Consider the following 25,529-nt stretch of genomic DNA (forward strand, 5'->3'; position numbering starts at 1 on the left):
GTCTTGTTTTTACTGGCAGCTAGAAGCTCGTGGCTAGCCGCTTTGGCAACCCACATAGCCAAGAATGGCCGACACAACCGAACATAACGAACACAACAGGGAGCCTCCCATGCAATTCACTCAGGAACACGAAGAACTTCGCCGTACCGTCCGTAATTTTGTCGACAAGGAACTGAACCCCCATGTGCGTGAATGGGAAGACGCTGGCCGTTTCCCCATTCACGAAGTGTTCAAGAAAATGGGCGATCTGGGTCTGCTCGGGGTCACCAAGCCGGAAGAGTTTGGCGGCATGGGGCTGGACTACTCCTACGGCATGGTTATGAGCGAAGAAATGGGCCGCGTCCATTGTGGCGGCGTGCCGTTGGCTGTGGGTGTACAAACCGACATGGCCACCCCAGCCATCGCCCGCTTCGGCTCCGATGAACTGCGTCGTGACTACCTGGCCCCCGCCATCGCCGGCGACATGGTGGCCTCCATTGCGGTTTCCGAACCCCATGCAGGCTCCGATGTGGCAGCCGTAAAAACCACTGCGGTCAAAGACGGCGATGACTACGTGATCAACGGCACCAAGATGTGGATCACCAATTCGCCCAGCGCCGATTTTTTCTGCCTGTTGGCCAACACCTCCGACGCCAAACCCCACGTCAATAAATCCCTGATCGTGGTGCCCAGGGATGCGGCTGGCATCACCGTGGACAAGCCTCTGAACAAGCTGGGCATGCGCTCTTCGGAAACCGCCCAGGTGTTCTTCGATAACGTGCGCGTGCCCCAGCGCAACCTGATCGGTCAGGAAGGCATGGGCTTCATGATGCAGATGATGCAGTTCCAGGAAGAGCGCTTGTTTGCCGCCGCCAACAGCCTCAAGGGCATGGAACATGTGATCGACGAAACCATCGCCTACGCCAAGGACCGCAAGGTATTCGGCATGTCGCTGATCGATAACCAGAGCGTGCATTTCCGCCTGGCCGAGCTGCAGACCGAAGTGGAAGCGCTACGCGCCCTCACCTACCAGGCCTGCGAACTGTATGTGAACGGCAAGGACGTCCTGCAGCTGGCCTCCATGGCCAAACTGAAAGTGGGCCGCCTGAGCCGCGAAGTGGCCGACAGCTGCCTGCAGTACTGGGGCGGCAATGGCTTCATGTGGGAAAACCCCGCCGGCCAGCTCTACCGCGATGGTCGCCTGGGCTCCATCGGCGGCGGCGCCGACGAAGTCATGCTGGGCATTATCTGCAAGACCATGGACATTCTGCCGGGCAAGAAACGCTAGATGCCGGACGCCGGACGCCGGACGCCGGACGCCGGACGCCGGACGCCGGACGCCGGACGCCGGACGCCGGACAAATTGTGTGTTTTGATTTTTTCGCGTCAAGCATCTGGCGTTCAGCGTCAGGCCCGCATTTTCGAAGGACAAAGCAATGAGCCTACCGCAAACCGAAACAATCACCCTTAACCAGGACGGCCCGGTTCTGCATATCACGCTGAACCGGCCCGAAAGCCGCAATGCCATGAGCCTGACCATGGTGAACGAATTGATGGCGGTATTCGAAAGCGTGGCTGGCGACACCGGGGTTCGCGCCATTGTTTTGCGCGGCGCCGACGGTCATTTCTGTGCCGGCGGCGACATCAAGGATATGGCCGGGGCGCGACAGCAGGCCGCCGGCGGCGACGATAATGCCTTCCAGACATTGAACCGCCGCTTCGGGGAAATGATCACCGCAGCCAACCGTCAGCCACAGGTAATGATCACCGTGCTGGAAGGGGCTGTCCTTGGCGGCGGCTTTGGCTTGGCGTGTATTTCTGACGTGGCCATCGCCAGCGAAGACGCCACTTTCGGCCTGCCGGAAACCGGGCTGGGCGTAATCCCCGCACAAATTGCCCCCTTTGTGGTAGAGCGTATCGGCCTGACCCAGGCCCGCCGCCTGGCGTTGACTGGCATACGCTTCAAAGGAAACGAAGCCTTGCGGCTGGGTATCGTGCATGAGGTTGCTGACAACAGCGACGCCCTGGATACCGCCCTGGAAAACACCCTAAAGGCGGTGCGTCGCTGCGCGCCCCATGCTAACCGGGTTACCAAGGAGCTGGTGCTGAACGTGGGCCACATTCCCATGGACACCCTGTTGGACCAGGCCGCCACCGACTTTGCCGCGGCGGTTAACAGCGAGGAAGGCCAGGAAGGCACCATGGCGTTCGTACAAAAACGCCCGGCGTCCTGGAACACCCCAAGCTGAACCGATACACCGTAGGAGGCTGCTTGCAGGCGAACCGATGTAGCAGATCCGTCGCCGATGGTTCGCTTGCAAGCAAGCTCCTACAGGAAAGCATTTTCAACCGGAACACCGGTAAGGAATCACAATGAGCTTTGAAAAAATCCTGATTGCCAACCGTGGCGAGATTGCCTGCCGGGTCATCTCCACCGCCCAGTCCCTGGGCTACCGGACCGTGGCGGTCTATTCCGAGCCGGATGCCGGTGCCCGTCATGTGCAACTGGCTGACGAAGCCGTCTGCATCGGCCCGGCCCTGGCCAGCGCCTCCTACCTGAACATGGACGCCCTGCTCGCCGCCTGCCAACAAACCGGCGCCGATGCGGTACATCCCGGTTACGGCTTCCTGTCCGAGAACGCCGCCTTCTCCAAGGCATGCAAAGAGGCGGGCATCACTTTTATCGGCCCTGATGAAGACGCCATTCAACTGATGGGTTCCAAACGGCTTTCCAAGATCGCCATGCAGGACGCTGGCGTGCCGTGTATCCCCGGCTATCAGGGTGAAGAGCAAAGTGATGAGCGCCTACAGCAGGAAGCAGAGCGCATTGGCCTGCCGTTGATGATCAAGGCCAGCGCCGGCGGTGGTGGCCGGGGCATGCGCGTGGTTACCGACGCCAGTGATATCAGCGCTCAGCTGAAAAGTGCCCGCCAGGAAGCGAAAAACGCGTTCGGCAGTGACGAGCTGATACTGGAACGCGCTGTCCTGCAGCCCCGGCATGTGGAAATCCAGGTATTCGGTGATCGCCACGGTAACGTGATCCATCTGGGCGAGCGCGACTGCTCAGTGCAACGTCGCCACCAGAAAGTGGTAGAAGAAGCGCCCTCCCCGGCAGTGAACGAATCCCTGCGCCAGCGCATGGGCGAGGCCGCCGTACAGGCGGCCAGGGCCTGCCAATATGTGGGGGCCGGCACGGTGGAATTTCTGCTGGCGCCGGAAGGTGACTTTTTCTTCCTGGAAATGAACACCCGCCTGCAGGTAGAGCATCCGGTCACCGAGCTGGTCACCGGTCTGGATCTGGTCGCCTGGCAAATCAAGGTCGCTAGAGGCGAAGCCCTGCCGCTGACCCAGGACCAGGTACAGCTCACCGGCCATGCCATGGAAGTCCGTCTCTATGCCGAAGACCCGGCGCAGAACTACATGCCGCAAACCGGCCCGGTATTGCGCTGGCAACCGGCCAGTGGTGACGGAATTCGCATCGATCACGGTCTGGTGGAAGGCGCCGAGATTGGCAGCCATTACGACCCCATGCTGGCCAAGATCATCGCCGTGGGCGACAGCCGCGAAGATGCACGCCGCCGGCTGATTCGTGCCGTGCAGGACACCACCCTGATGGGCGTAAACGACAACCGCCGGTTTCTGGCAGCGATCCTGGCCCACCCGGTATTCGCCAATGGCGATGCCACCACCGCCTTTATCGGCGAAGACTTTGCCGACGACAGCAGCCTGGCCGGCGACGCCCCTGACAACACCCTGTGGGCACTGGCCGCTTTGCATCACTGTCGACGCGAAACACCCAATGACACCCTGCGAGGCTGGCACTCCAGTACGCTAGGAGCCCAACCGGTGGCGTTACGCAGCGGTGAACATAAACAGACGCTGTACATCCGCTATCAGGGCAACCAGGTCACCATCACTTTTGAGAACACCTCCGACACCCTCACGCTGACGCCGCTGAGCGGCGATCGCGTAGACGTGAACGGCGTGGAAGTAACCGCCAGCGTGATCCAGCATGGCAATCAATACTGGCTGCAGAGTCAAGGCCACACAGCTTGTTTCAGTGATGCTACCCACACCGCTGCCGGCAGCAGTGACCAGGCCGGTTCCGGCCTGATCCGTGCCCCCATGGACGGCGCCGTCATCGATGTGAACGTCAAAGCCGGCGATACCGTCAGCAAAGGGCAGGTTCTGGTGGTGATGGAAGCCATGAAAATGGAACACAGCCTCAAAGCAGACTGCGACGGCACCATTGAAGTACTGGATCTCAGCGTGGGCAGCCAGGTAAAACGCCAGCAATTGCTGGTTACTGTCACCCCGGATGCAGCGGAGTAACCCCCGTCACATTCGGTCAGTGACAATTTTCCCACGGAGAAGGACACTCCGCTGTGATCCAATAATCCGCGCCGGGCAGATCGGGCCAAAACGGCCCCTCCGATTTCCCCGGGCACTGCCACCGGGCAGGGTGCTTGCCCTGCCCTGGTGCTACGGTTAAGGTAAGCGCCCGCTTGCCAACACTGGGCTACGGGCTTTTCCGAGCCTTCCAAGAACACAGACAATGGAGATCCTATGAGCAACGCCGACATCATCACGTTGCCCAAGCTTCTGTCCAAGGTTCCAGAGGTAATCACCAATCTTCCCGGCCTGATCAAGGGCTCGAAGATGGCGAAAATCACTGACACCAGCAAGCCATTGGGGCTGGGCGTTGCTATCGAGCGCGCCACCAGCATGAACCCGAATGGCGCTGCCGTGATCTACCAGGACACAGAACTTACCTACAAGCAGTTCAACGCCTGGGCCAACCGCCTGGCAGACTACCTGGCCTCCATCGGCCTGAAAAAAGGCGATACCGTTGCCGTCAACGTGGAAAACCGTCCCGAGCTGCTGGCTGCGGTCCTCGCCTGCGCAAAACTCGGTGTGTGTGCGGCCCTGATCAACACATCCCAGCGCGGCAAGGTACTGATCCATAGTTTCAATCTGGTGAAACCCAAAGCTGCCATCGTTGGCGAAGAGCTGATCGATGCCGTGGAAGACATCCGCGGTGATCTGGATCTGAAAGACAACTTTTTCTTCTTTGCCGACCAGAACACCCTGGACGACCCCGGTGAAGCGCCGGCCGGCTACAAGAACCTGGCCAGCGAAAGCCGCGATTGCTCCAGCGAGAACCCGGCGTCCAGCAAGCAGACCTTCCTGCGCGACCCGCTGTTCTACATTTATACCTCCGGTACCACTGGCCTGCCCAAAGCCGTGGTCTTCAACCACGGCCGCTGGGAAAAAGCCTATGGCGGCTTCGGCTTCTCCGCCGTACGCCTGACCAAGGACGACCGCATTTACACCACCCTGCCGTTCTACCACGCCACCGGCATGGTGATCTGCTGGGCATCGGTCATCGCCAGTGCCGGCTCCATTGTCATTGCGCGCAAATTCTCCGCCAGTGGCTTCTGGGAAGACATCCGCCGCCATAACTGCACCGCCTTCGGCTATGTGGGCGAGCTGTGCCGTTATCTGCACGAGCAGCCGGAAAAGCCCAACGATCAGGACAACAAGGTCCATACCATTGTCGGTAACGGCCTGCGCCCGAGCATCTGGAAAGACTTCAAGAACCGCTTCGGCATTGATCGTGTGGTCGAGCTGTATGCCTCCTCGGAAGGCAACGTGGCTTTCACCAACGTATTCAACTTCGACAACACCGTAGGGTTCTCCCCGGTCAGCTACGCCATCGTCAAATACGACAAAGAGCGTGACGAGCCGGTGCGTGACAGCAAAGGTCACATGATCAAGGTCGGCAAAGGCGAATCCGGGCTGATGCTGGGCGAAATCACCGAAAAGACGCCTTTCGACGGCTACACCGACCCGGAAAAGACCGAGAAGTCCATCTACCGTGATGTCTTCACCAAGGGTGATGCCTGGTTCAACACCGGCGACATGATGCGCGACATCGGTTTCCGCCACGCCCAGTTCGTGGACCGCCTGGGGGATACCTTCCGCTGGAAAGGCGAAAACGTATCCACCACCGAAGTGGAACAGATTCTCGATGGCTACGACGGCATTCAGGAATCCGTGGTCTATGGTGTGGAAATCCCCAACACCAACGGCCGTGCCGGCATGGGCCAGATCCGCCTGACCGGCAACCACAGCGACTTTGACTTCCAGGGCCTGTGTGACTACCTGAAGCGAGAGCTGCCGCCTTACGCCATTCCTGTTTTCCTGCGTATCAACGAAGAAGCCATGGAAACCACTGGCACCTTCAAGCACCAGAAAAACAAGCTCAAGGAACAGAAGTACGACCTGAGCCAGCAGAGCAACGCCGTCTACGCGCTGCTACCTGGCGAGAGTTGCTACCAGCAACTGGACGAAGCCACGCAAAACGGCATCGACGGTGGTGAGTACCGCTTCTAGGTAATACCGACACCGAAGTACAAGAAAGGCGCCTTAACGGCGCCTTTTTTGGTTCTGGAGTTGCCTGAACGTGCCACGCAGAATGACACGACCAAAACCACCGGGCCCGGGAGGCCGTCGCTATTGCGGTATGCCTGCCGGGAATATCCAGGCCATACACGAAGCAAAATATAGCAGCGAGCGGTCAAGTCAGGGCCTGAATAAAACGTCAGCTATCTGCATTCGGCTCATCTTTGAATGCCACCATAAGGCCCTTGTTTCGTCCCACCCTCCTTAACACAAGGTTACCCACACCCCGTTTTATATCCACGGCATCTGTGGATAAAACTGTTAACGAACGCCGGATAACCCCCTGAAAGCCAGTGGTGGCAAAGGTTACAGCGACTTGCATGGTTTTTCACCAGGGCCGGCCACGTCCTGATCCATTGCCAAACGTCAAGACTGTTGCGATTTTTTTCTCTGCTGGGGATTACTCCACAAAAGCTGTGGACAACTTTGTGAACAACCTGACGAAAAGTCGCTGCAGGGCCCGCCATTCCGTCCTTTACGCAAACTGCTTCATTTTTACACGAATCGTAAAGTATTGATTATTCAGTGACTTATTGGTGTTTTTTTACACTGATCACAGAAAAGGCTTGACCCGGTCAGCAAAACGGCGGGAACGATCAACTTGTGCAAAAGCGCCAGATAAATCATATATCTGACATAACGAACCTGTGTTTTCGGTCTATGACGCATCCACGCCCTTGGGACTGACAGACTTTTTCCACAGATCCTGTGGATAACCCTGTGCATAGCCGGTAGAAAACATGGCAACATCACCCAAAAATCACGTCTCTGGACGACATGGCTAAATTTTGATCAATGATTTTTTTAATTTAAAATCAACGTGTTACGCTATTTTTTATGGCTATTTAACGTAGCTGTCATTTTTTTCTGCAGAAAAAGAGCATTGACAAAAAACTGTGTACAAAATTGGGGCACCCACACGTTACCAAGGGTGACACCCTGGTACAGCCGTGCATATAACAGGCCACTTTCCTTTCCCTCTATCCGGTTCGCCACTGCCACCCTGCCCCTCAAGCAGACCTTCAGGGCAAGAGTGGCAGGGTTCACTTAGCCGAAGGCCTGCAAGCCGGTCTGCGCCCGTCCCAGGATCAGCGCATGGACATCGTGCGTACCTTCGTAGGTGTTCACCGCTTCCAGGTTCATCACATGGCGAATCACATGGTATTCATCACTGATGCCATTACCGCCGTGCATATCACGGGCCTGGCGGGCGATATCTATAGCCTTGCCGCAATTGTTGCGCTTCATCAGCGAGACCATTTCCGGTGACCAGTTTCCCGCATCCATCAACCGGCCCAACTGCAACGCCCCCTGCAGGCCCAGGGTAATTTCGGTCTGCATGTCAGCCAGCTTTTTCTGAATCAGCTGGGTGGCCGCCAGCGGGCGGCCAAACTGCTTGCGATCCAGGGTGTACTGGCGAGCTGCCTGCCAACAGAATTCCGCCGCCCCCATGGCGCCCCAGCTAATCCCGTAGCGCGCCTTGTTCAGGCAACTGAACGGCCCTTTCAGGCCTTCCACGTCCAACCGGTTTTCTTCCGGCACAAAGCAGTCATCGAGCATGATCTGCCCGGTGATCGACGCCCGCAAAGAGAACTTGCCTTCGATCTTCGGTGTACTGAAGCCGTCAAAGCCCCGCTCCACCACAAAGCCGTTAATCTTGCCATCCAGATTCGCCCACACCACCGCCACATCTGCGATCGGCGAATTGGTAATCCAGGTCTTGGCACCATTGAGCACATAGCCGCCATCCACTTTCTTCGCGCGGGTACTCATGGAGCCCGGGTCAGAACCGTGGTCCGGCTCGGTCAGGCCAAAACAGCCCACCCATTCACCGGTGGCAAGCTTCGGCAGGTATTTCTCCCGCACCGCTTCGCTACCGAAGGTGTAGATAGGGAACATCACCAGGGACGACTGCACACTCATGGCTGAACGGTAACCGGAGTCCACCCGCTCCACTTCCCGGGCCACCAGGCCGTAGCTCACATGGTTCACCCCGGCGCCACCATACTGCTCAGGAATGGTGGGACCGAGAAAGCCGAGTTCCCCCATTTCCGTCATGATGTCCCGGTGGAAAATCTCGTGCCGGTTGGCTTCCAGCACCCGGGTCATCAGTTTGCTCTGACAGTAATCATGGGCCGCATCACGGATCATGCGCTCGTCTTCGGTGAGCTGGGTTTCCAGCAGTAATGGATCGCTCCAGATAAAGTTTTGCATCGTCAATGTCTCAGCCAAATCATGTTCAGTAAGTTGAGCGTTGATAGTGGAAAGTTGACAGCGAAACACCAAGAAATTGGGCTGGTTTTAGCTGTCAACTATCAACTGTCCACTGTCAACTATGTTGGTCATTGCCTTTCAATCACCATAGCCACGCCCTGACCCACGCCAATGCACAGGCTGACCAGCGCATAGCGACCGCCAGTGGCCTCCAGTTGCCGCGTGGCGGTGAGGGCCAGACGGGCGCCGGAGGCACCCAGTGGATGACCCACGGCAATAGCGCCGCCATTCGGGTTCAGGCGTTCATCATCCCCGGCCAGGCCCAGCTGCTTGCAACAGCCTAATACTTGGGCGGCGAATGCCTCGTTAATCTCGATTACATCCATCTGGTCCAGCGTCAGTCCGGCCCGGCCCAGTGCCTTGCGGCAGGCTTCCACCGGCCCCAGTCCCATGACCCGGGGCGCCACACCGGCCACGGCGCCGGCTAGAATCCGTGCGCGGGGGGCAATGCCCGCCGCGTCACCGGCAACACGGGAACCGATAATCAGCGCCGTCGCGCCGTCATTTATGCCTGATGCATTCCCTGCGGTAATGATGCCACCCTCAACGATAGCAGGCAGTTTTGCCAATTTTTCAGCAGTGGTGCCAGCACGGGGATGCTCATCGTCTGCCACCGTCAGCGGCTCTTTCTTGCGGCCTTGGGGAACAATAACCGGCAGGATCTCCTTCTGATAGAAACCGCGCTCTCTGGCTGCCTCATAACGCTGCTGGGAGCGTGCCGCAAAGGCATCGGCTTCCTCGCGGCTAATGCCCAGGTCGTCCGCCACGTTCTGGGCGGTTTCCGGCATGGTATCGGCACCGAACTGGTTGAGGATTTTCGGGTTGGGGAAACGGGCACCAATAGTACTGTCGAAAATCGTCATGTCGCGGCTGAACGCTTTTTCCGCCTTGGCCATGACGAAGGGCGCGCGGCTCATGGATTCCGTGCCACCGGCAACGATCAAATCACCTTCACCCACGGAAACCATGCGCGCGGCATCCAGCGTTGCCGCCAGGCCACTGCCGCACAAGCGGTTAACGGTGATTCCGGCCACGGATTCCGGCAGCCCTGCCAGCAACCCGGCATGGCGGGCCACGTTACGGGCATCTTCACCGGCCTGGTTGGTATTGCCGATCACCACGTCTTCGTAGCGAGACAGCTCGAACCCGTTGCGCTGCACCAGCTCACGGATCACCCCGGCCAGCAAATCATCCGGCCGCACCGGCGCCAACGCGCCACCGTGGCGGCCAAAGGGGGTACGCAGACCATCGTAGATATAGGCATCAAGCATTACATTCTCCCGTTCAGGGGAGTTGAAAGTTTCAAGTTCAAAGTTGAAACGCGGGATGGGATCCTGCCATTCGATAAGCCATATCGCCGCGCCTCAATGCTGGCCCTCAAGCCCGCAAACACGGGAAAGTGGGTGCTACAGATAGCACCAAGTTCAAACGCGTTTCAACTTTCAACTTTGAACGTTCAACTGCTTCTTGTCCGCTATGCGGAATGATGTTTTGAAACTTGACGGGCAGAATAGGCCGTGACAGAGTGCGATGCAAGTGGTGCAACCGGGCAGTCACAGGACATGCCTCCTCAAGCCGCAGCCACCCAGCAAGAATCAGCCGTTACCGCCCCAAACCCGATTATAGCCGCCGGACCCAGCCATGATTCGTGATGCCGAAATTCTCTCTCAATTGACCGACACCATTGCCCGTTTTGTGCGCGAACGCCTCGTTCCCGCCGAACAGCAAGTGGCCGAAAGTGACGCCATCCCCGACGACATTGTCGCCGACATGAAGGCCATGGGGCTATTCGGGCTGTCGATTCCGGAAGAGCTTGGCGGACTCGGGCTGACCATGGAAGAGGAAGTAATGGTGGCCTTTGAACTGGGTCGCACCTCCCCCGCGTTTCGCTCCCTCATGGGCACCAACAATGGCATTGGCGCCCAGGGCATCCTGATTGATGGCACCGACGAACAGAAACAAAAATACGTTCCCCAGCTCGCTACCGGGGACGTGATCGGCGCCTTCTGCCTGACCGAACCGGACGTGGGCTCCGACTCCGGCGCAGTGAAAACCCGTGCCGAAAAAGACGGCGACCACTATATTCTCAACGGTACCAAGCGTTTCATCACCAACGGCCCCCACGCCGGCCTTTTCACCGTGATGGCGCGCACCAACCCGAATATCCCTGGCGGTGGCGGCGTTACCGCCTTTATCGTCGATGGCGATACCCCCGGCATCCACCGCGGCAAGGCGGACGTGAAAATGGGCCAGAAAGGCGCCCACACCTGCGACATCATTTTTGAAAACTGTCGTGTGCCCGCAGAGAACATCATCGGTGGGCAGGAAGGCAAGGGCTTCAAAACCGCCATGAAAGTGCTGGACCGGGGCCGGCTGCATATTTCAGCCATCTGCGTGGGCGTTGCCTACCGGCTCATCGAGGACGCGGTGAATTTTTCTGCCGAACGCCAACAGTTCGGCAAACCCATTATCGAGCACCAGCTGATTCAGGCCATGTTGGCTGACTCCCGGGCAGAAGCCTTCGCCGGCCGCTCCATGGTACTGGAAGCCGCCCGCAGCAAGGACCGGGGAGAACGGGTCAGCCTGGACGCCTCCTGCTGCAAGCTGTTCTGCTCTGAAATGGTAGGCCGGGTGGCCGATCGCGCCGTACAGATTCACGGCGGCGCAGGCTACATGGCGGACTATCCGGTGGAACGCTTCTACCGCGATGTGCGCCTGTTCCGCATTTACGAAGGCACTACCCAGATCCAACAGATAGTTATTGCCCGGGAACTGGCACGTCAGGCGAAAAGCAGTTGAACGTTGAAACGTGGAAAGTTCAACAACGCGTTCCATGCCAAAGCTAATTGATGGAATCAGTGCCCGCAGTCCAATGCTCTATTCGCTATGCAAGCATAGCTTCCCACAAAAAACCTATCGTTCTTTGGGCCCTGTGGGAAGCGATGCTCGCATCGCGAATAAGACCTACCGGCGCGGTTCCGGCTTTGTTCGATTGGCAGCAACAGCGATTCGCGTTTCAACTTTAAACTTTCAATTCGCAACTCACCCATGTCCCTAACCCGCCCCCTCGATCACACCCTCCCCCTGTGCATGATCGGCACAATACTGTCTCTGGTGTTCGATCTGGACGCCGGGGCCTGGCTGGCGCGGATCACACTGCTGCTTTACCTGCTGGTGCAATGGCCCCGGCAAGCACGCATGGCCAAAGGCATTCTGCTGGTGGTTATCGCCATGGCCGGCGTTGTCATCTGCCGTGAAGCCCAGCCGGTTCCGGTTTTGCTGCAGGCCCTGGACCGCCTCTGTTTTTTCGCCACTTTCGTTTCATCACTGGGCCTGCTGCGCGTCTCTGCCATGCGCTCGCGGCTGGTTCGCGATGCCGGGCAGACCCTGATCCGCCAGAAGCCCGCCCTACGCTACCCCACCCTGTCCCTGGGGACAGCGCTGTTCGGCATCATTATTAACATCGGAGTGCTGAACCTGTTCGGCGCCATGGTGATGCGCAGCAATACCCTCAAGGCTGCTGGTGGCCACGATGATATCCAGCAAGCCCGCGAACGGCGGATGATGCTGTCCATTTTACGCGGCTTTGCCCTGGCCCCTCTGGTATCGCCGCTGGGGGTGACCATGGCAGTCATTCTGGCCAATATACCCAGTCTCACCTGGGCCAGCCTGGCCCCGGTGGCGCTGCCCACCGCCGTGCTCTTTTTTCTGCTCGGCTGGTGGCTGGACTGGCAGCTCAGACCCAAACAACTGGCGCAACGGGTACCTGCAACACAGCCGCCCTCACTATCGCCACTGATTCGCTTCACCTTGCTGGCCTTGCTGATCACCCTGAGCGTATTTGCCGTCGCCCTGGCAGGAAATCTGCGTTTGCCCGTCGCCGTCCTGATTGCCTGCCCGCTTGCTGCCATCCTGTGGATGGCAAAGCAGAGGCGGCGACTGGGTGGCGGCACCGGGCTGCGTCGATCGCTCACCTTGCTCGCCCGTCATTCGCGTTTGATCTTCGGTTCCAACCGGGGAGAAATTGCGGTGCTGGGCGGCTCCGCCTGCCTGGGCGCATTGATTACCCCGCTGGTGAATCAACAGGCCCTGCACGAGCTGCTACTGGCCACCCATCTGCAAGGCGCCGCCATGGCCGTGGCTGCCATGCTGCTGGTGGTGGCACTGGCACAGGTAGGGCTCAATCCTATTGTGTCGGTAACACTATTGGCTTCGCTGCTGGGCGATGGAGTGGGCGCAGACCCACGCCTGCTGGCTGTGGGCCTGATGTGCGCCTGGAGCCTGTCGATGATCTCCTCGCCGTTCACTGCATCGATGCTGGTACTCAGCCAGTTGATCGGCCGCTCGCCCTACCGGATCGCCTGGCGCTGGAACGGATTGTTCTTTGTGCTGGTCGTGCCGATGCTGGCGTTGTGGATCGGGGTGATGACGCAATGGTTGTGAGAGCAGTTGAAAGTTCAAAGTGTAAAGTTAAAAAGGACGAAAAATGGGACAACCAACCGATCAATGGCTTCCCACGTGTTTCCACCAAACGCTCAGCGCGGACACGGCTTAACTGTTCATGCCAGGCTCGTGCGCGCTTTTCAACTTTGTACTTTGAACTTTCAACTTACCCTCAGATCAGGCCGCAAAGAGCCAGATTCCATCGCGGTCTTCGCGCTGCACCCTGCCCTGCTCCAGCAGGCAATTAAGGTGCGCAATGCTCTCGCCCATGGCAAACATCATTTGCTGCACATCCAGGGTCCGCTTGAACATCACCGGCAACACATCGTGGGCATTATGAGGCTGCTCACAGCAGGCAGCATGCACCTGATCCAGCTGCTCGGCATGGTGATCCGCCAACGCATTGATCCGCGTATGCAGCCCCCGGAAAGGCAAACCGTGGGCGGGCAGCACCAGCGTGTCTTCCGGCAATGCATCGCGGATTACTGTCAGGCTATCCACAAAGGCGGTTACCGGATTGGCGTCCGGCTCCGTGGGGCGCACCATCAAATTACTGGAAATGGTCGGCAGCACCTGATCCCCGCTGAGCAATACCCGGTCACTACTGCGATACAGACACAGATGCTCCGGTGCATGGCCGCGGCCGATATACACCTGCCAACGCTCCCCATTAATAGTCAGCGTGTCACCCTCGGCCACCAACTCGGGGCTCTCAGGCAAGGGCATCACCACCCGGCGAAAACCGTTCCCCTTGCCCGCCACCTTCGCCAGGTCTTCACCTTTCAACCCATGGCTGCCCAGAAAGCCCTTGAAGCGCTCAATGGTCTGGGCATCGGTGGCATCACAAATACTGGTGGCCAGTTGCCACTCGCCGCGGCTCATAATCACCGGCGCCTGGCAGTGCTGCTGCAGCCAGCCGGCCATGCCGAGATGATCCGGGTGGTAATGGGTGACGATGATGCGGGTCACCGGCTTGCCGTCCAGTTGCTCGGCCAGAAGCTGTTGCCAGATGTCCCGGCTGCGGCGGACTCCCAGCCCGGTATCCACGATCACCCAACCCTGGTTATCTTCCAGCAACCAGAGATTGATATGGTCGAGGGCGAACGGCAGCGGAAACCGCAGCCAGTAAACCCCATCGGCCACCTTGAAACGCTGGCCTGCCGGCGGCAGATCAGTAAACGGGTAGATTAATGGGGACGTGGTCATAACGTTTTCCTTCTACTGCTAAATACGGCGAATAGGAGCACAACCATGCGCGCCTGGTGTATTGAAGATAAGCAACTGCAACTGGACACCCTGCCCGACCCGCAACCCGGGCCGGAGGAAATCCGCGTACAGGTCAAAGCCATTGGGGTTAACCGTGCAGACCTGTTGCAAGTGCTGGGCCGCTACCCGGCGCCACCTGGCACCAGCAGCCGTATCCCCGGACTCGAATATGCCGGCGTTGTCAGCGCCGTGGGCGAACGTGTGCAACAACGAAAAGTCGGCGACGCGGTGATGGGGCTGGTACCGGGCTGCGCCTATGCCGAACAGATCATCACCCATGAACGCGAAGCCCTGACCATGCCGGAAGGCATGGACTTTGCCCGCGCCGCCACGTTGCCGGAAGCGTTTCTGACCGCCTACCGGGCATTGTTTCTGGAAGGCGGCCTGCAACCGGGGCAATGGTGCCTGGTGCGCCCGGCTACAGCCGGGGTTGGCCTTGCCGCCACCCAGCTGGCCAATACCCTTGGCGCCCGACCCATCGGCAGTAGCCGGGACTTGAGCAAGCTCGACACCGCCAACGACATGGGCCTCGCTGCCCAGGTGTGCGACGACGGCACCCTCACCACCCAGCTCAACGCCATTACCCACGGCGATGGCGTGGCGGTGATTCTGGATATGGTCGGACCGGACTGGAACGATCTGCTCGGCGGGCTCCGCGCAGAAGGCAGCCTGGTGAACATCGGCATCCTTGGCGGCTTGAGCACCGAACTGAATCTTGGCGCCCTGCTGATGAAACGCCAGACCCTGAAAAGCATGACCATGCGCAGCCAGCCGCTGGAAAACCGCGTTCGTCTGGCGCAAATTTTTAACGACCGCCTGGCACCACTGTTTGCCAGCGGCGCCCTGTTGCCCCTCCCGCTGGAAACCTTTCCCTTTGACGACGCCAACGCCGCCCATCAACACATGGCTAGCAACGACTTCAGTGGCAAGCGTGTAATCGTGGTCGAATAATCGGAGGGTCAGAGAATGCATTGCGGCCCGCAGGAAACAGTATTCGGAATACTATTTCACGTTTTCTTCCTGCGCCTCAATGACCAAAACGATCAGGTGGTCGGTCCGCGGGCATTCGCGCAACCGCTTCATGGAACCAAAAAAAAAGCGGGTACCCAAGGAGGGTACCCGCTGAAAGACACCACTAAGGGGTTAGCGGTGTGCGCTACAACACGGTTTGAATGCCGTTAACTCTTTTTGCGAGTCTGGCGTTTCGGGGCAGGTTTTTCGGGTTTTTCCTCAGCGTTATCCAGCGCCTGAGTCAATTCCTGCACCCGTTTTTCAAGCTGTTCGACCTCACGTTTGTTAGGGAGGCCTAAACGGGATAAAGCCTTGTTAAAGCGGTCATCAAAGGCTTTTTCCATTTTATCCATGGTCTCGCCGGTATGGTGGCGAACCCGTTCTTTAATCTCTTCCACCCGGGACTCGGTTTTGTCCTTGGTGTGCCGCTCCACTTCACGACCGGCTTCCACCAGGGCATCAAAAAAACCGCTTCCCTCTTCTTCGGCGCGAGCAAACGCGCCCAGACCGGCTAGCCAGATCTGATGGGTATACTTGCGAATGTCTCGTGAAGCCCCGGTAAGGGCTTTCAGCGGGTTTTGACGCCCGTCTTTTTCGTTCTGGTTCTGTTCTTGGTCGGACATGGTCCAAACTCCCGAAGGCAATTCCACGAGCGAATGCAGCGGGAAAACAACACACAAGCATCATTAGCGCGCGGGACAAATTATAGGGGGGTGGTGACGCCAGCCAGCCGGCGCATTGTCAAACAATCATTCAAGAATAGTCAAGAATCGTTCCCTGCCGTGCCAACTGCTCAAAATCCGGGCAATCGGCATTATTCGTCAGCATCATCCTTGTCCATGGGGCCCTGCCGGCGGCCGCTGATCAAGCCAACGCCACGGGCCAGGTCCCGGGCCCTTTCACGGATGACTTCTCGTGAGCGGCCGGTCAACAGATCCATAAAACGCTGCCGTAACCGTTCTTCAAGTTGTGCGGCGCCCTCTTCAAGACGCCTGTCTACCTTGCGCTCAAGCCGGGGCCCCAACCAAAAGTGGCCGATAAGCCCCAGAAGAATCAGGGTAAGCAGCGAAGCCCCCGCCGCCGCCGCAAACAGCAACCACCCAAGGGTGGCCATGTCTATCTGCAGCACCTGCATTCAACTGGCTCCAAACATGAACACAAGCTGGAAGACACCGGCCATGGCACCCAGGAAACCGCCGACCACAATCAGGATCCATTCGTCCTCCTGAAAGGCGGGGCGCAACAGGTCCTGAAATTCATCGGAGCTTAGCGCCTGCATACGCTCGGACATAAGCCGCTCGACAATCTGCCCTCGCTCCTTGTTGAACCCCTGGTCTTCAAAGGGCTCCACCGCCAGATCCACCGCTTTCTCTTCCACCGCCTTCTTCAGGTCAGCGTACCCTTCCGGACCGACCGTGAGCTGGGCCGCAGTACGCACCACGCCACCATTAAGCAGCGGTTTTAAATGGCGCTTGATCAACGCTTTGGTACGGTCGCCCCGCGGCCCGTTCACCACCTGATACATGATATTGCGCAGGGTAATAACCTGATCCGTGGATAGCCGGGCAAAGGATTCCGCCACATCCTTCTGCCGTTTCAGGAATAACCCCTGAATTCGGAATGGTCCAACCTTGATGGGGTTCAGTGGGCGGAAAATCAGGTTCAGCGCCAGCCAGTTGGTGGCAATCCCGACAATAAAGCCGAACAGCGGCAACACCCAGTTTTCAGGCATAAATATAAAGACGGGAACCTGAATCAAGCCGAACAGAAAACCGAAATACAGGCCGGAGTTGGTGACAAAGCGAAATTCGGGATCACCGACTTCACGGAACATCTGCACCATGAGCTGCTTGTCTTCGCTCATCTGGGTGACAACCATGTGTTTCATGTCCACCAGGCTATCCAGATTACGGCTGATATCGTCAACCACATTATCCATGACTGCTGGAATCGCACGGCGGGCACGGCTGTAGACCCGCTTGCGCACCAGCAGCGGCAGGTTTTCCCACAGCACAGCGTTGCGCTCGGTCATCACTTCGTCGGTGTATTCTTCGATACGAATCTGGATCGTTCGGGTGAGGTGGGCAGAGATTTTTTCCGGTTCCATTTCGCGGAAGAACTCGTCCAGGCTACCCAGCTTCGAGAGTGCCTTGTCCACCACGATACCGGCCATCTTTTCCACCTTGGAGGGAATAATGCCCTGCCAGCCGAAAAAAGGTCGGATACCCAGAAACTCCAGGGGATAGAATGTCATCTGCACGGCCATCCAGTTGGTTGTCCAACCGACTGCACCAGCGATGAACGGAATACTGACGTACTTCCAGAAATCCGGGTACGCAAGCAAAGATTCCAGCATTGAAAAACAACTCCCCTCCAAGGGCTGGTGCACTGTAACTCGACAGCGCCAAGGCGAACAGGTCCCGTGTACACCTATCCAAGTCAAAAAAGCCAATGTTGTTTAATTATGAAAATGCATAGTATAGGGAGCCGCCATACCAAATATAAGCAGCATCGCGTAATTTTTGGCAACAAAACGGGACCGGAACGATCACCCCGGCCCAACATAATGACAGGACAGCGCTGCAACCATGCCTGAAACCACTAGTTTCCCCCAGCTTATCGTGCTCGGGGGGCTGGAGAGCGCCCTCAACCAGGCGCTCACCGGTACACAACAAGGACGGGAACGTCTCGCCGCTCTCCATGGAACCGTGGTGCGCATTCGTGCCGAGCGCCCGCGTTCGGTCCTGTATGTACTGATCTATGAAGATGGTGTGGAACTGCTCACCGACTACGAAGGCAATGTGGACATCCGGGTGCGCGGCCCGCTGGGTGGTATGGTCCATTGGCTGTTTGCCAGCGAACCGCTGGAAGAACACGAATCATTGCGCATTACCGGCAGCGAAGAACATGTGGCCCAACTGGCCGAGCTGATCAACCAGTTCAGCCTCTGGCCATTAATTCGCAACTGGCTGGACGATCATGTGCGCCTCAAGGAGTTGCTGGCACTGCTGCGCCGGGAAGATCCTGTCTGGCTGGAGCAGCTGGCCACCCTGCCCCGCCAAGTGGGCCAGCTGGCTGAACAGATGGCGCAACAACAATTGTTGCAGGAAGACATTCTGGATGAGCTGCGACAACTGCGCGGCGAGTTTCAGCGGGCACGCAAACTGGATCAGTTCTTTACCCTCACGGGCATGCTGCTGATTTTGCTATCGCTGATGAAAGCATCCAATCTGTGGGAAACTACCTGGCATGCGCTGCAGCAGGATTTCCTGTCGCTGGCGATGCTCAGCCTGGGCATCGCCTGCCTGGTAATTCGATTACTGCCAAAACGGCTTCAATAAAAGCCCGGCGCTGGTGGCACCACGCCTGACGCTATAACCCGGAACCGGCAAAGCCGGCCAAAATCAGGGCTTGTCTTTGCGCCCGAAGATTTGTCCAAGACGCTCCCCCACCATCTCGGCACTGGTGCGCGCCAGGTTACGGCTCGCGCCTTCCAGTAATTCCTTGGAGGGCAAATTACGTACCCCTTCCACCAGGCCCCGGCGAACCCCTTCCTCTACACGGTCCGAGAGCACTTGTGCAGCCTTTTCCACCTGCTCATCCAGTTCCCGTTGCAGACTGTCGCGCAAACGGGGCTGAAAATAAAAATGAGCCCACACCCCGACAGCCACCAGTGTGAACAGGGAGCTGAGCAGCGCCGACGCGACAATCCAGGTAACCGACATGATTGATTCCTCTGAGTGAAACCCGTTCCGGGCCACGCGTGCTGGCCACTGTTTGCGTAACAGTGGCCGACATTGTTGTTAAATAGAGTATGCACCCGATGCCGGACAGCCGTGAACCCGCTAGAGTCATACTAGCGGGAATGGAAGCCTACAACGTTGAGCAGGATGCCATCATAATCTCTGGTCCCGAGGTGCCAATGACTGCCGTGACAAACCCGCAACGCGCAGAAAGCCATAGCCAACATGTTTTACAACAAGCGTTATCCTTTTGCCGACGCCACAAACAACCCCTGGCACTGCTTGCCATCGACCTGCAGGAACTGAAAACACTGCAGGCAGAAATAGGCGAGCACCACATTGCGCCCCTGCTTGGGCAATTCTGCGAACACCTGAACAGCCGCAAACGCTGTGAAGATATCCTGATTACCGCACGCAGCAACCAGGTGGTGTTTCTGGCCCTGCCCGGCACCAATGCAGACGGCGCCGACATCGCAGCCGCGCGGCTACTGGACTGGCTTGACCACCACGAATTCAAGGTCGATGATTTTCGTGTCACGCTGAATGTGCGCATCGCCGTACATGTGCACAGCGGCGCCGACAACGAGGGCACCGGACGACTGGTCAACGATACCCTGAAGCTGTTGCGCCAACCCGCGGAGCGCGGCCAGCGCATTCTCTCCCCCCAGGCGCAGAAACAACAAAGCCAGCAAGCTCAGACTCAGGACGACACACAACAAAATGAAGCAAACCCGCCCCAGGCGCTTAGCGATGCGTTACTGGCGCAGGCCCGTAAAGATGGCTTGCTCGACACCCTCACCCCTTTCATCAACGCACTGGATGAAAGCGCGCGCCTGGAGCTGGTGGATCACCTGCTCGACGCCTCCACGCGCACGACATCGACGGCCAAACCTTACGGCTTTCGGGCAACCAGCACTGCGCGGCGTGGCGCCGGGTAACCTTCACGGGTAAGGCGGTGGTCGTTCGGATCCAGAAAATCCGGGAGCGACTGGAAACGCATCCAGTCAGTGGATCGCTGCTCTTGCACCGTGGTGTCGCTTTCATCCACACACCGCACATCCACAAAACCACACCGTTCCAGCCAGCGGGTGAGCATAGCCACGGAAGGCAGGAAAAAGACATTGCGCATGACCGCGTAACGATCTTCCGGCATCAGCACGGTGCGCTCATCCCCTTCCACCACCAGGGTTTCCACCACCAGCTCGCCGCCGGCGCATAATGCACCCTTTAATTCCAGCAGGTGGTCCAACGGGGAACGCCGGTGGTACAACACGCCCATGGAAAACACCGTATCAAATTGCCCACCGTCTGCCGGCAGCTCTTCCATGCGCAAAGGCAGGAACCACACGGGCAACTCAGGGGCATAGCGGCGCACTGCCAGGTACTGCACCAGAAACAGAATGGTCGGATCGATCCCCACGACCGCACTGGCGCCGGCGGCCGCCATGCGCCAGCAGTGGTAACCGCTCCCACAGCCCACATCGAGAATCCGTCGCCCCGCCAACGGTGACAAATGCGGCGCCACCCGTTGCCACTTCCAGTCAGAACGCCATTCTGTTTCCACAGGCACGCCAAAGAACTCGAACGGGCCCTTGCGCCAGGGAATCAACCCCTGCAACGCCTGCTTTACCCCGTCCTCGTCTTGCTCACCGGCAGCACCAATGGTCAGTGTGTTCTGATCCAGGGCGCACTCAGCTGGCCCCGCTGGCAACGCCTCCAGTGCCGCCAGCCAACGGGGCAAATCCCCGTGGGGACGGTCGACCAGACGCTCCCGGGACAGCGTCATCACTGCGGCCAGGGGTTGCGGAGCAAACAGGGGCGCAAGCCCGCGTTCACAGGCCTGAAGGTAATCGGTAAGCATCAGCGCACGGCCAGTAATGACATGAAATTAAAACAACGGAACCAGACATGAATATGCCGATAGCCCGCCTTTTTCAGGCGCGCCTCGTGGTCCGCCAGAGTCTCCGGGATCAACACATTCTCCAGCGCGGTACGCTTCTGGCTGATTTCCAGATCCGAATAACCATTATTGCGCTTGAAGGCATGGTGCAGTTCGGTCTGCAAGGCATTTTCAGCTTCGTTGGCAAAGCGGATTTTTTCCGACAACACCAGAATGCCGCCGGGCACCGTAGCATCTGCCAGGCGTTGAATCAGGGCATCACGCTTTTGCGGGGCGATGAACTGTAACGTGAAATTAAGCACCGCCATGGAGCAAGGCTCGAATGCCATCTCAGCCACATCACCTTCTTCCAGGGTCACCCGGTGGGCCTGTCCTGCATCAGAAAGCAAGGTGGCGGCCTGCTCGATCATGGCACGGGAATTATCCACGGCCACAATAGGGTTGCGGGTGTCGCCGGTCAGAGACGCCATGGCAGTGGCGGCCGCCCCCAGAGAGCACCCCAGGTCGTACAGACAGGTATCGGGCTGGGCATAACGGGCCGCCAGCACCCCGATCATATCGATAATGGTGGGGTAACCGGGCACCGAACGACGAATCATGTCGGGGAAAACCCGCACTACCGTATCGTCGAAGGAAAAACGCGCCACCTGCTGGTGGGACGTGGCGTAAATGCGATCATGCTGGTCTGACATAGAGGCCCCGGTATTCATCTGCGGGCCGATTATAGCGGTGTGGGGAGCCGGGGAGAAACGGCTGCGGATGCAGCCGTCTGAAAAAACGGGAAACGCGGGGCGACAGGAACGATGATTACTTCAGACTGACCCGCAAGTTGGGATTAAAGTCTTCGTCGGCCAGGTCATCCAGGTAACTATCGACAAAATTCCGGGTCGCCGTATCGCTGTCAGCGCCCAGGCGCGTCAGGGCATCCCCCAGGCTTACTGTCTGCCCATTCAGGCTTACCCGGGAAGCCGACAAACTCAGGCCCATATCAATCACCGCATATTCCAGGTTCTCCGCCTGACGGCCTTTGACCATATGGGAGAGCACCGTTTGCCCATCCGGGCAATGGATGGAAAGCAGAGACTCCCCGGCAGTCATCTGCACGTCTCCGCTTTCAATCAACTGATCCACCAGCGCGCCAAAGGCACTGTCCTGAGACGCCGCCTGACACAGGCGCCCCTCAACCGCCGGATTTAACTGAGCCTGGGCAGGCAACATAACGGAAAGAGTCAGAACAATTGCAAAAAAACGCATATTTAACCCCATTTCTTCCTGTTGCCAGCCCCCATAGGCGTGCACAGCAAGAAATCAATAAATCACGATTGCCGCTACTGCGGCCCGCATTATACGAACTAATACGTACACTTGTTAACCATTTTTAATCATTAACATGATAGAAAGATGACAAAAGCTAACCCAATGAGGCTAGCAATTTCACAGACAGTTCATAAATAAGGATTAGCATCAAAGTAGAAAGGATAGGTTTCGGCACGGTGCTTGCTTGCATCAATCGTAACCATGGGGATTATCTTTGGATGCTGGACATGCAAACAACTCATCATCACTCGTCATTTTCATTCCTCACCGTCTGCGCTGCAGCGCTCACCGCCTGCGGCATCGGCCTGACGTTCAATGATGTTCAATGGCAACTGGTCAGCATGGCCAGCTTTTTCAGTGGCATGATGCTGGCAGCCTGCGCTTGCCTTTTGCACGCCATACGCCGTCATCGGGCCTGGCGCATCGAAAGCGCGATTCTGGCAGGCCTGATAGCGCTGGTATGGTCTGCGCCTCTGCTCCCCCCGGCCATGCAGGACACCTTGATCTACCTTATGCCGTAACACCCAGATACTGGGAAAGGGCCTGTTTCATTGCCGTCAGAGTCAAGGGTTTGATCAATTGCCCGTTCATCCCCGCCCTGGGCACCCGACCTCCGTGCTCGGTAATGGCATGGGCGCTCAGTGCCAATATCTGGCACGCAGGCCAACCATGCTGAATTTCCAGTTCGCGGATATGATGGGCGCTGGTAAATCCGTCCATCACCGGCATATCCAGATCCATCAACACCAGATCCAGCCCCCCCTCTTCAGCATCAAAACAATCGACCCCCTGCTGGCCATCCTCCGCGACGATGATGTGCGCAACGCCCAGCCGCTCCAGGTAGCCCTTGGTGACCATCTGATTCACCGGATTATCTTCCACAATCAGAACACGCAAACTGGAGATGGATTCCACCGCCACCGGCTCAGTGACAATCGGGATCGCCCCGGGTACATAGCTCCCCAGTAGCTGCTGGAGGTCACTGACCGTCACCACCGAGCGACGTAGCACACGCACCTCCCCGGGTAGCCAGTCCGGCGTTTCACTACGCATGCCAAGCAATAACAAGACCTGGATACGGGCCGGATTCAGGCGCACCATCTGCAGCGCTTCGTCGAGTAGCGCCTGCTCAGGCAGGCCATTGATCAGCAGAACACCACTGCGGATCTCCCCGTTCACCTCCGCCAGTTGCCCCATGCTCCTCACCACTTTCACGGTGTCGAAACGCGGGTCATCGGCCAGCCAATCCACCAGGCTTCCCTGCACATCCCAGAGCCAACTGGCTGGCGGCAGCTCCGCCATCATCGGGATGTCACCCTGCTCGCTGGTCATCTGGATACTGAAGCTGAACCGGGACCCCAGCCCCGGAGTACTGTGCACATGGATCTCTCCGCCCATCAGCCCCACCAGTTCGCGACTGATGGACAGCCCCAGCCCGGTACCTCCATAGCGACGGGCGGTATTGGCGGAAGCCTGAGAAAAACGCTGGAACAGTTGCGCTTGCTCGTCCTGGGTCAAGCCAATGCCGGTATCGGTCACCGCAAAGGTGAACAGCGGGGCTTCGCCGCCACTGCGACGGCACACCAGGGACAATACAACCCGCCCATTGCGGGTAAATTTCACTGCGTTGCCGACCAGGTTGATCAGGATCTGGCGTAGCCGGATCGCGTCCCCCACCACATCCGAAGGAGTGTGCGGATCCACATCCAGAATCACCAGGGTGCCATTATCACTGGCCGGCAAATTGAACATCTGCACGCATTCCGCCAGTAGCGTCGGCAAGTCAAAGCGTTCTTCAACCAATTGCAGTTTGCCTGCTTCAATCTTGGCGAAATCCAGCACATCGTTGAGCAGCGCTGTGAGGGTACGGCCGGCGCTATCAATCAGGCTGATATATTCCTGCTGTCGTGGCGACGGGTCGGTCTCGCGCAACAATTCCGCCAGGCCGATCACGCCGTTCAGCGGCGTTCGGATTTCGTGGCTCATGCGGGCAAGGAAAAGGCCCTTGGCCTGGCTCTCGGCACGGGCATTGATCGCCCGGTAATTGGCCCGGTACACCCACAACGCCAACCCCAACACCAGCCCATACAGCAGCACGATACCCAGCATCATCCAGACCGTGGCCCGGGCCTTTTCCTGGCGAACATTGCTGAGCAGCTGGTCCGCCAGGGAAATCAACGTGGCGGACAGCCCGTCGAGGGATTTCATGGCACTGCGGCTGTGGTCGTAAGCCTCTTCCCAGGAGACCTGAATGCGTGGCGCCAGAATCAATTCCTGCTCGGACCACTCCAGAAACGACAGCAAACCGCCCTGCACCAAGCGCCACTGCTGCTGCAACTCAATGGCACCGGTACGTGCCACCAGCGCCTTGATTTCGCTATCGATGATAGTCACCTGGTGCTGCAAACGCTGCCAGGCATTCTCCAACCGCCGGGCGTCATTGTCCCCCAGGTAACCGCCACGCAGACTCACATACAGAGCCAGCGCCCGGATCAGGCCGATATCTTCCTGGGCCTGGCGGAATGACCCCAGCGGCAAAGACAGCACCTCATTGGGTTCCAGCCCCTCGCCAATGGACAGATCCGACACAAACAACACCGTGGACAAGGCATTGCTCAACCGTTGGGTAATCTGGTTCACGTTGTCGAAAGGGCCAACCACATCCTCAAGGGGAATACCGGTTTTCACCGTCAGGTCGCGCCAGGCCTCGCTCAGCAACCCGCCCTGATCATTCAGCCCCGGAATATCCCGCTGCCGGACACGCTGCAGGAAGTCCAGCAAACGGCTGCCGGCACGGGAGCGGCTGAGTTCAAAGCGGGACACGATTTCCGGTTCCTGGGTGTGAATAGCGACCGGCGCCAGGTCGCGCATGTCGTTAAGCGGCGGGAACGCGGCCAGACCCGCATCGAACAGGCGCACGTCCTCACGCATGGTATCGTAGGTATCCAGCATGCCCAGGCGATGCTGAATCAGAAGGACCGAGGCGATGGCGAATGGCACGGTGATCAGCGCAAACAGCAACAACATGGCCGCACTGGTTCTCAGGCCGACAACCGGCAACCCCGGTGCTGATGACCGTGGCCTGTCTGGCGACATATTATGTGATGGCTTTTCCATCCGCCTGCCCTGAA

The 25,529-nt window shown here is 58.3% G+C and carries 21 protein-coding genes; 10 read left to right on the forward strand and 11 right to left on the reverse strand.

What is annotated here, in order from left to right:
* Positions 1 to 109 precede the first annotated feature (109 nt).
* The 4 genes from COA55_RS02090 to COA55_RS02105 all read left to right on the forward strand — a co-directional run bounded on the left by COA55_RS02090 (position 110) and on the right by COA55_RS02105 (position 6,375).
* Positions 110 to 1,267, forward strand: a complete 1,158-nt coding sequence (locus COA55_RS02090) for an acyl-CoA dehydrogenase family protein (RefSeq protein ID WP_063519686.1) — start codon at positions 110 to 112, stop codon at positions 1,265 to 1,267.
* Between the two features lie 148 nt (positions 1,268 to 1,415).
* Complete coding sequence (locus tag COA55_RS02095; RefSeq protein ID WP_290500398.1) at positions 1,416 to 2,228, forward strand: enoyl-CoA hydratase-related protein; 813 nt, start codon at positions 1,416 to 1,418, stop codon at positions 2,226 to 2,228.
* 124 nt (positions 2,229 to 2,352) lie between these two features.
* Positions 2,353 to 4,311, forward strand: a complete 1,959-nt coding sequence (locus tag COA55_RS02100; RefSeq protein ID WP_290500399.1) for an acetyl/propionyl/methylcrotonyl-CoA carboxylase subunit alpha — start codon at positions 2,353 to 2,355, stop codon at positions 4,309 to 4,311.
* Between the two features lie 234 nt (positions 4,312 to 4,545).
* Complete coding sequence (locus tag COA55_RS02105) at positions 4,546 to 6,375, forward strand: long-chain-acyl-CoA synthetase (RefSeq protein ID WP_063521100.1); 1,830 nt, start codon at positions 4,546 to 4,548, stop codon at positions 6,373 to 6,375.
* A 1,116-nt stretch (positions 6,376 to 7,491) separates the two neighbouring features.
* Here COA55_RS02105 and COA55_RS02110 read toward each other — a convergent pair.
* Complete coding sequence (locus COA55_RS02110; protein WP_290500400.1) at positions 7,492 to 8,658, reverse strand: acyl-CoA dehydrogenase; 1,167 nt, start codon at positions 8,656 to 8,658, stop codon at positions 7,492 to 7,494.
* Positions 8,659 to 8,786: 128 nt separating this feature from the next.
* Positions 8,787 to 9,989: a 3-oxoadipyl-CoA thiolase gene (locus tag COA55_RS02115; protein WP_063520196.1), complete on the reverse strand. Its 1,203-nt coding sequence runs from the start codon at positions 9,987 to 9,989 to the stop codon at positions 8,787 to 8,789.
* 370 nt (positions 9,990 to 10,359) lie between these two features.
* On the opposite strand from COA55_RS02115, the gene COA55_RS02120 reads away from it, so the two are divergent.
* A complete protein-coding gene (locus COA55_RS02120; RefSeq protein ID WP_290500403.1) occupies positions 10,360 to 11,517 on the forward strand; it encodes an acyl-CoA dehydrogenase family protein in 1,158 nt (385 codons plus the stop codon).
* A 249-nt stretch (positions 11,518 to 11,766) separates the two neighbouring features.
* On the forward strand, positions 11,767 to 13,161 hold the full coding sequence (locus COA55_RS02125) for a hypothetical protein (RefSeq protein ID WP_290500405.1): 1,395 nt from the start codon (positions 11,767 to 11,769) through the stop codon (positions 13,159 to 13,161).
* A gap of 177 nt (positions 13,162 to 13,338) precedes the next feature.
* Here the strand turns inward: COA55_RS02125 and COA55_RS02130 are convergent, their stop codons facing one another.
* Positions 13,339 to 14,367: an MBL fold metallo-hydrolase gene (locus COA55_RS02130; protein WP_290500407.1), complete on the reverse strand. Its 1,029-nt coding sequence runs from the start codon at positions 14,365 to 14,367 to the stop codon at positions 13,339 to 13,341.
* Positions 14,368 to 14,412: 45 nt separating this feature from the next.
* Between COA55_RS02130 and COA55_RS02135 the strand changes: the two genes are divergently transcribed.
* Positions 14,413 to 15,378 (forward strand): NAD(P)H-quinone oxidoreductase, encoded by a 966-nt coding sequence (locus tag COA55_RS02135; protein ID WP_290500408.1) that lies wholly within the window; start codon positions 14,413 to 14,415, stop codon positions 15,376 to 15,378.
* Between the two features lie 227 nt (positions 15,379 to 15,605).
* On the opposite strand, the gene COA55_RS02140 is transcribed toward COA55_RS02135, so the two are convergent.
* The 3 genes from COA55_RS02140 to COA55_RS02150 all read right to left on the reverse strand — a co-directional run bounded on the left by COA55_RS02140 (position 15,606) and on the right by COA55_RS02150 (position 17,794).
* A complete protein-coding gene (locus tag COA55_RS02140) occupies positions 15,606 to 16,061 on the reverse strand; it encodes a phasin family protein (protein ID WP_063521673.1) in 456 nt (151 codons plus the stop codon).
* A gap of 191 nt (positions 16,062 to 16,252) precedes the next feature.
* Complete coding sequence (locus COA55_RS02145) at positions 16,253 to 16,573, reverse strand: hypothetical protein (RefSeq protein ID WP_290500409.1); 321 nt, start codon at positions 16,571 to 16,573, stop codon at positions 16,253 to 16,255.
* Entirely contained in the window at positions 16,574 to 17,794 is a 1,221-nt protein-coding gene (locus COA55_RS02150; protein WP_290500410.1) for a hypothetical protein, read from the reverse strand.
* A gap of 232 nt (positions 17,795 to 18,026) precedes the next feature.
* On the opposite strand from COA55_RS02150, the gene COA55_RS02155 reads away from it, so the two are divergent.
* On the forward strand, positions 18,027 to 18,779 hold the full coding sequence (locus COA55_RS02155; protein ID WP_290500411.1) for a hypothetical protein: 753 nt from the start codon (positions 18,027 to 18,029) through the stop codon (positions 18,777 to 18,779).
* A gap of 63 nt (positions 18,780 to 18,842) precedes the next feature.
* Here COA55_RS02155 and COA55_RS02160 read toward each other — a convergent pair whose 3' ends face one another.
* Positions 18,843 to 19,163: a hypothetical protein gene (locus COA55_RS02160; protein ID WP_063519426.1), complete on the reverse strand. Its 321-nt coding sequence runs from the start codon at positions 19,161 to 19,163 to the stop codon at positions 18,843 to 18,845.
* 197 nt (positions 19,164 to 19,360) lie between these two features.
* Between COA55_RS02160 and COA55_RS02165 the strand changes: the two genes are divergently transcribed.
* The gene (locus COA55_RS02165; RefSeq protein WP_197468592.1) at positions 19,361 to 20,119 is read left to right on the forward strand and encodes a diguanylate cyclase; all 759 of its coding nucleotides are present in this window, start codon (positions 19,361 to 19,363) and stop codon (positions 20,117 to 20,119) included.
* On the opposite strand, the gene cmoB is transcribed toward COA55_RS02165, so the two are convergent.
* From cmoB to COA55_RS02180, 3 genes are all read right to left on the reverse strand, one after another.
* Positions 20,074 to 21,042, reverse strand: coding sequence for a tRNA 5-methoxyuridine(34)/uridine 5-oxyacetic acid(34) synthase CmoB (cmoB, locus tag COA55_RS02170; RefSeq protein WP_063519428.1), 969 nt, complete (start codon positions 21,040 to 21,042; stop codon positions 20,074 to 20,076). The genes COA55_RS02165 and cmoB overlap by 46 nt on opposite strands.
* Positions 21,042 to 21,773: a carboxy-S-adenosyl-L-methionine synthase CmoA gene (gene cmoA, locus COA55_RS02175; RefSeq protein WP_197468593.1), complete on the reverse strand. Its 732-nt coding sequence runs from the start codon at positions 21,771 to 21,773 to the stop codon at positions 21,042 to 21,044. The genes cmoB and cmoA overlap by 1 nt, the downstream gene beginning before the upstream one ends.
* A 115-nt stretch (positions 21,774 to 21,888) precedes the next feature.
* Entirely contained in the window at positions 21,889 to 22,335 is a 447-nt protein-coding gene (locus tag COA55_RS02180; protein ID WP_290500413.1) for a hypothetical protein, read from the reverse strand.
* A gap of 290 nt (positions 22,336 to 22,625) precedes the next feature.
* On the opposite strand from COA55_RS02180, the gene COA55_RS02185 reads away from it, so the two are divergent.
* The gene (locus tag COA55_RS02185) at positions 22,626 to 22,919 is read left to right on the forward strand and encodes a hypothetical protein (protein WP_156496930.1); all 294 of its coding nucleotides are present in this window, start codon (positions 22,626 to 22,628) and stop codon (positions 22,917 to 22,919) included.
* Here COA55_RS02185 and COA55_RS02190 read toward each other — a convergent pair.
* The gene (locus COA55_RS02190; RefSeq protein ID WP_290500414.1) at positions 22,909 to 25,515 is read right to left on the reverse strand and encodes an ATP-binding protein; all 2,607 of its coding nucleotides are present in this window, start codon (positions 25,513 to 25,515) and stop codon (positions 22,909 to 22,911) included. The genes COA55_RS02185 and COA55_RS02190 overlap by 11 nt on opposite strands.
* Positions 25,516 to 25,529: the final 14 nt, after the last annotated feature.

The sequence above is a fragment of the Alcanivorax sp. genome (assembly GCF_002733835.1).
Taxonomy (GTDB): Bacteria; Pseudomonadota; Gammaproteobacteria; order Pseudomonadales; family Alcanivoracaceae; genus Alcanivorax.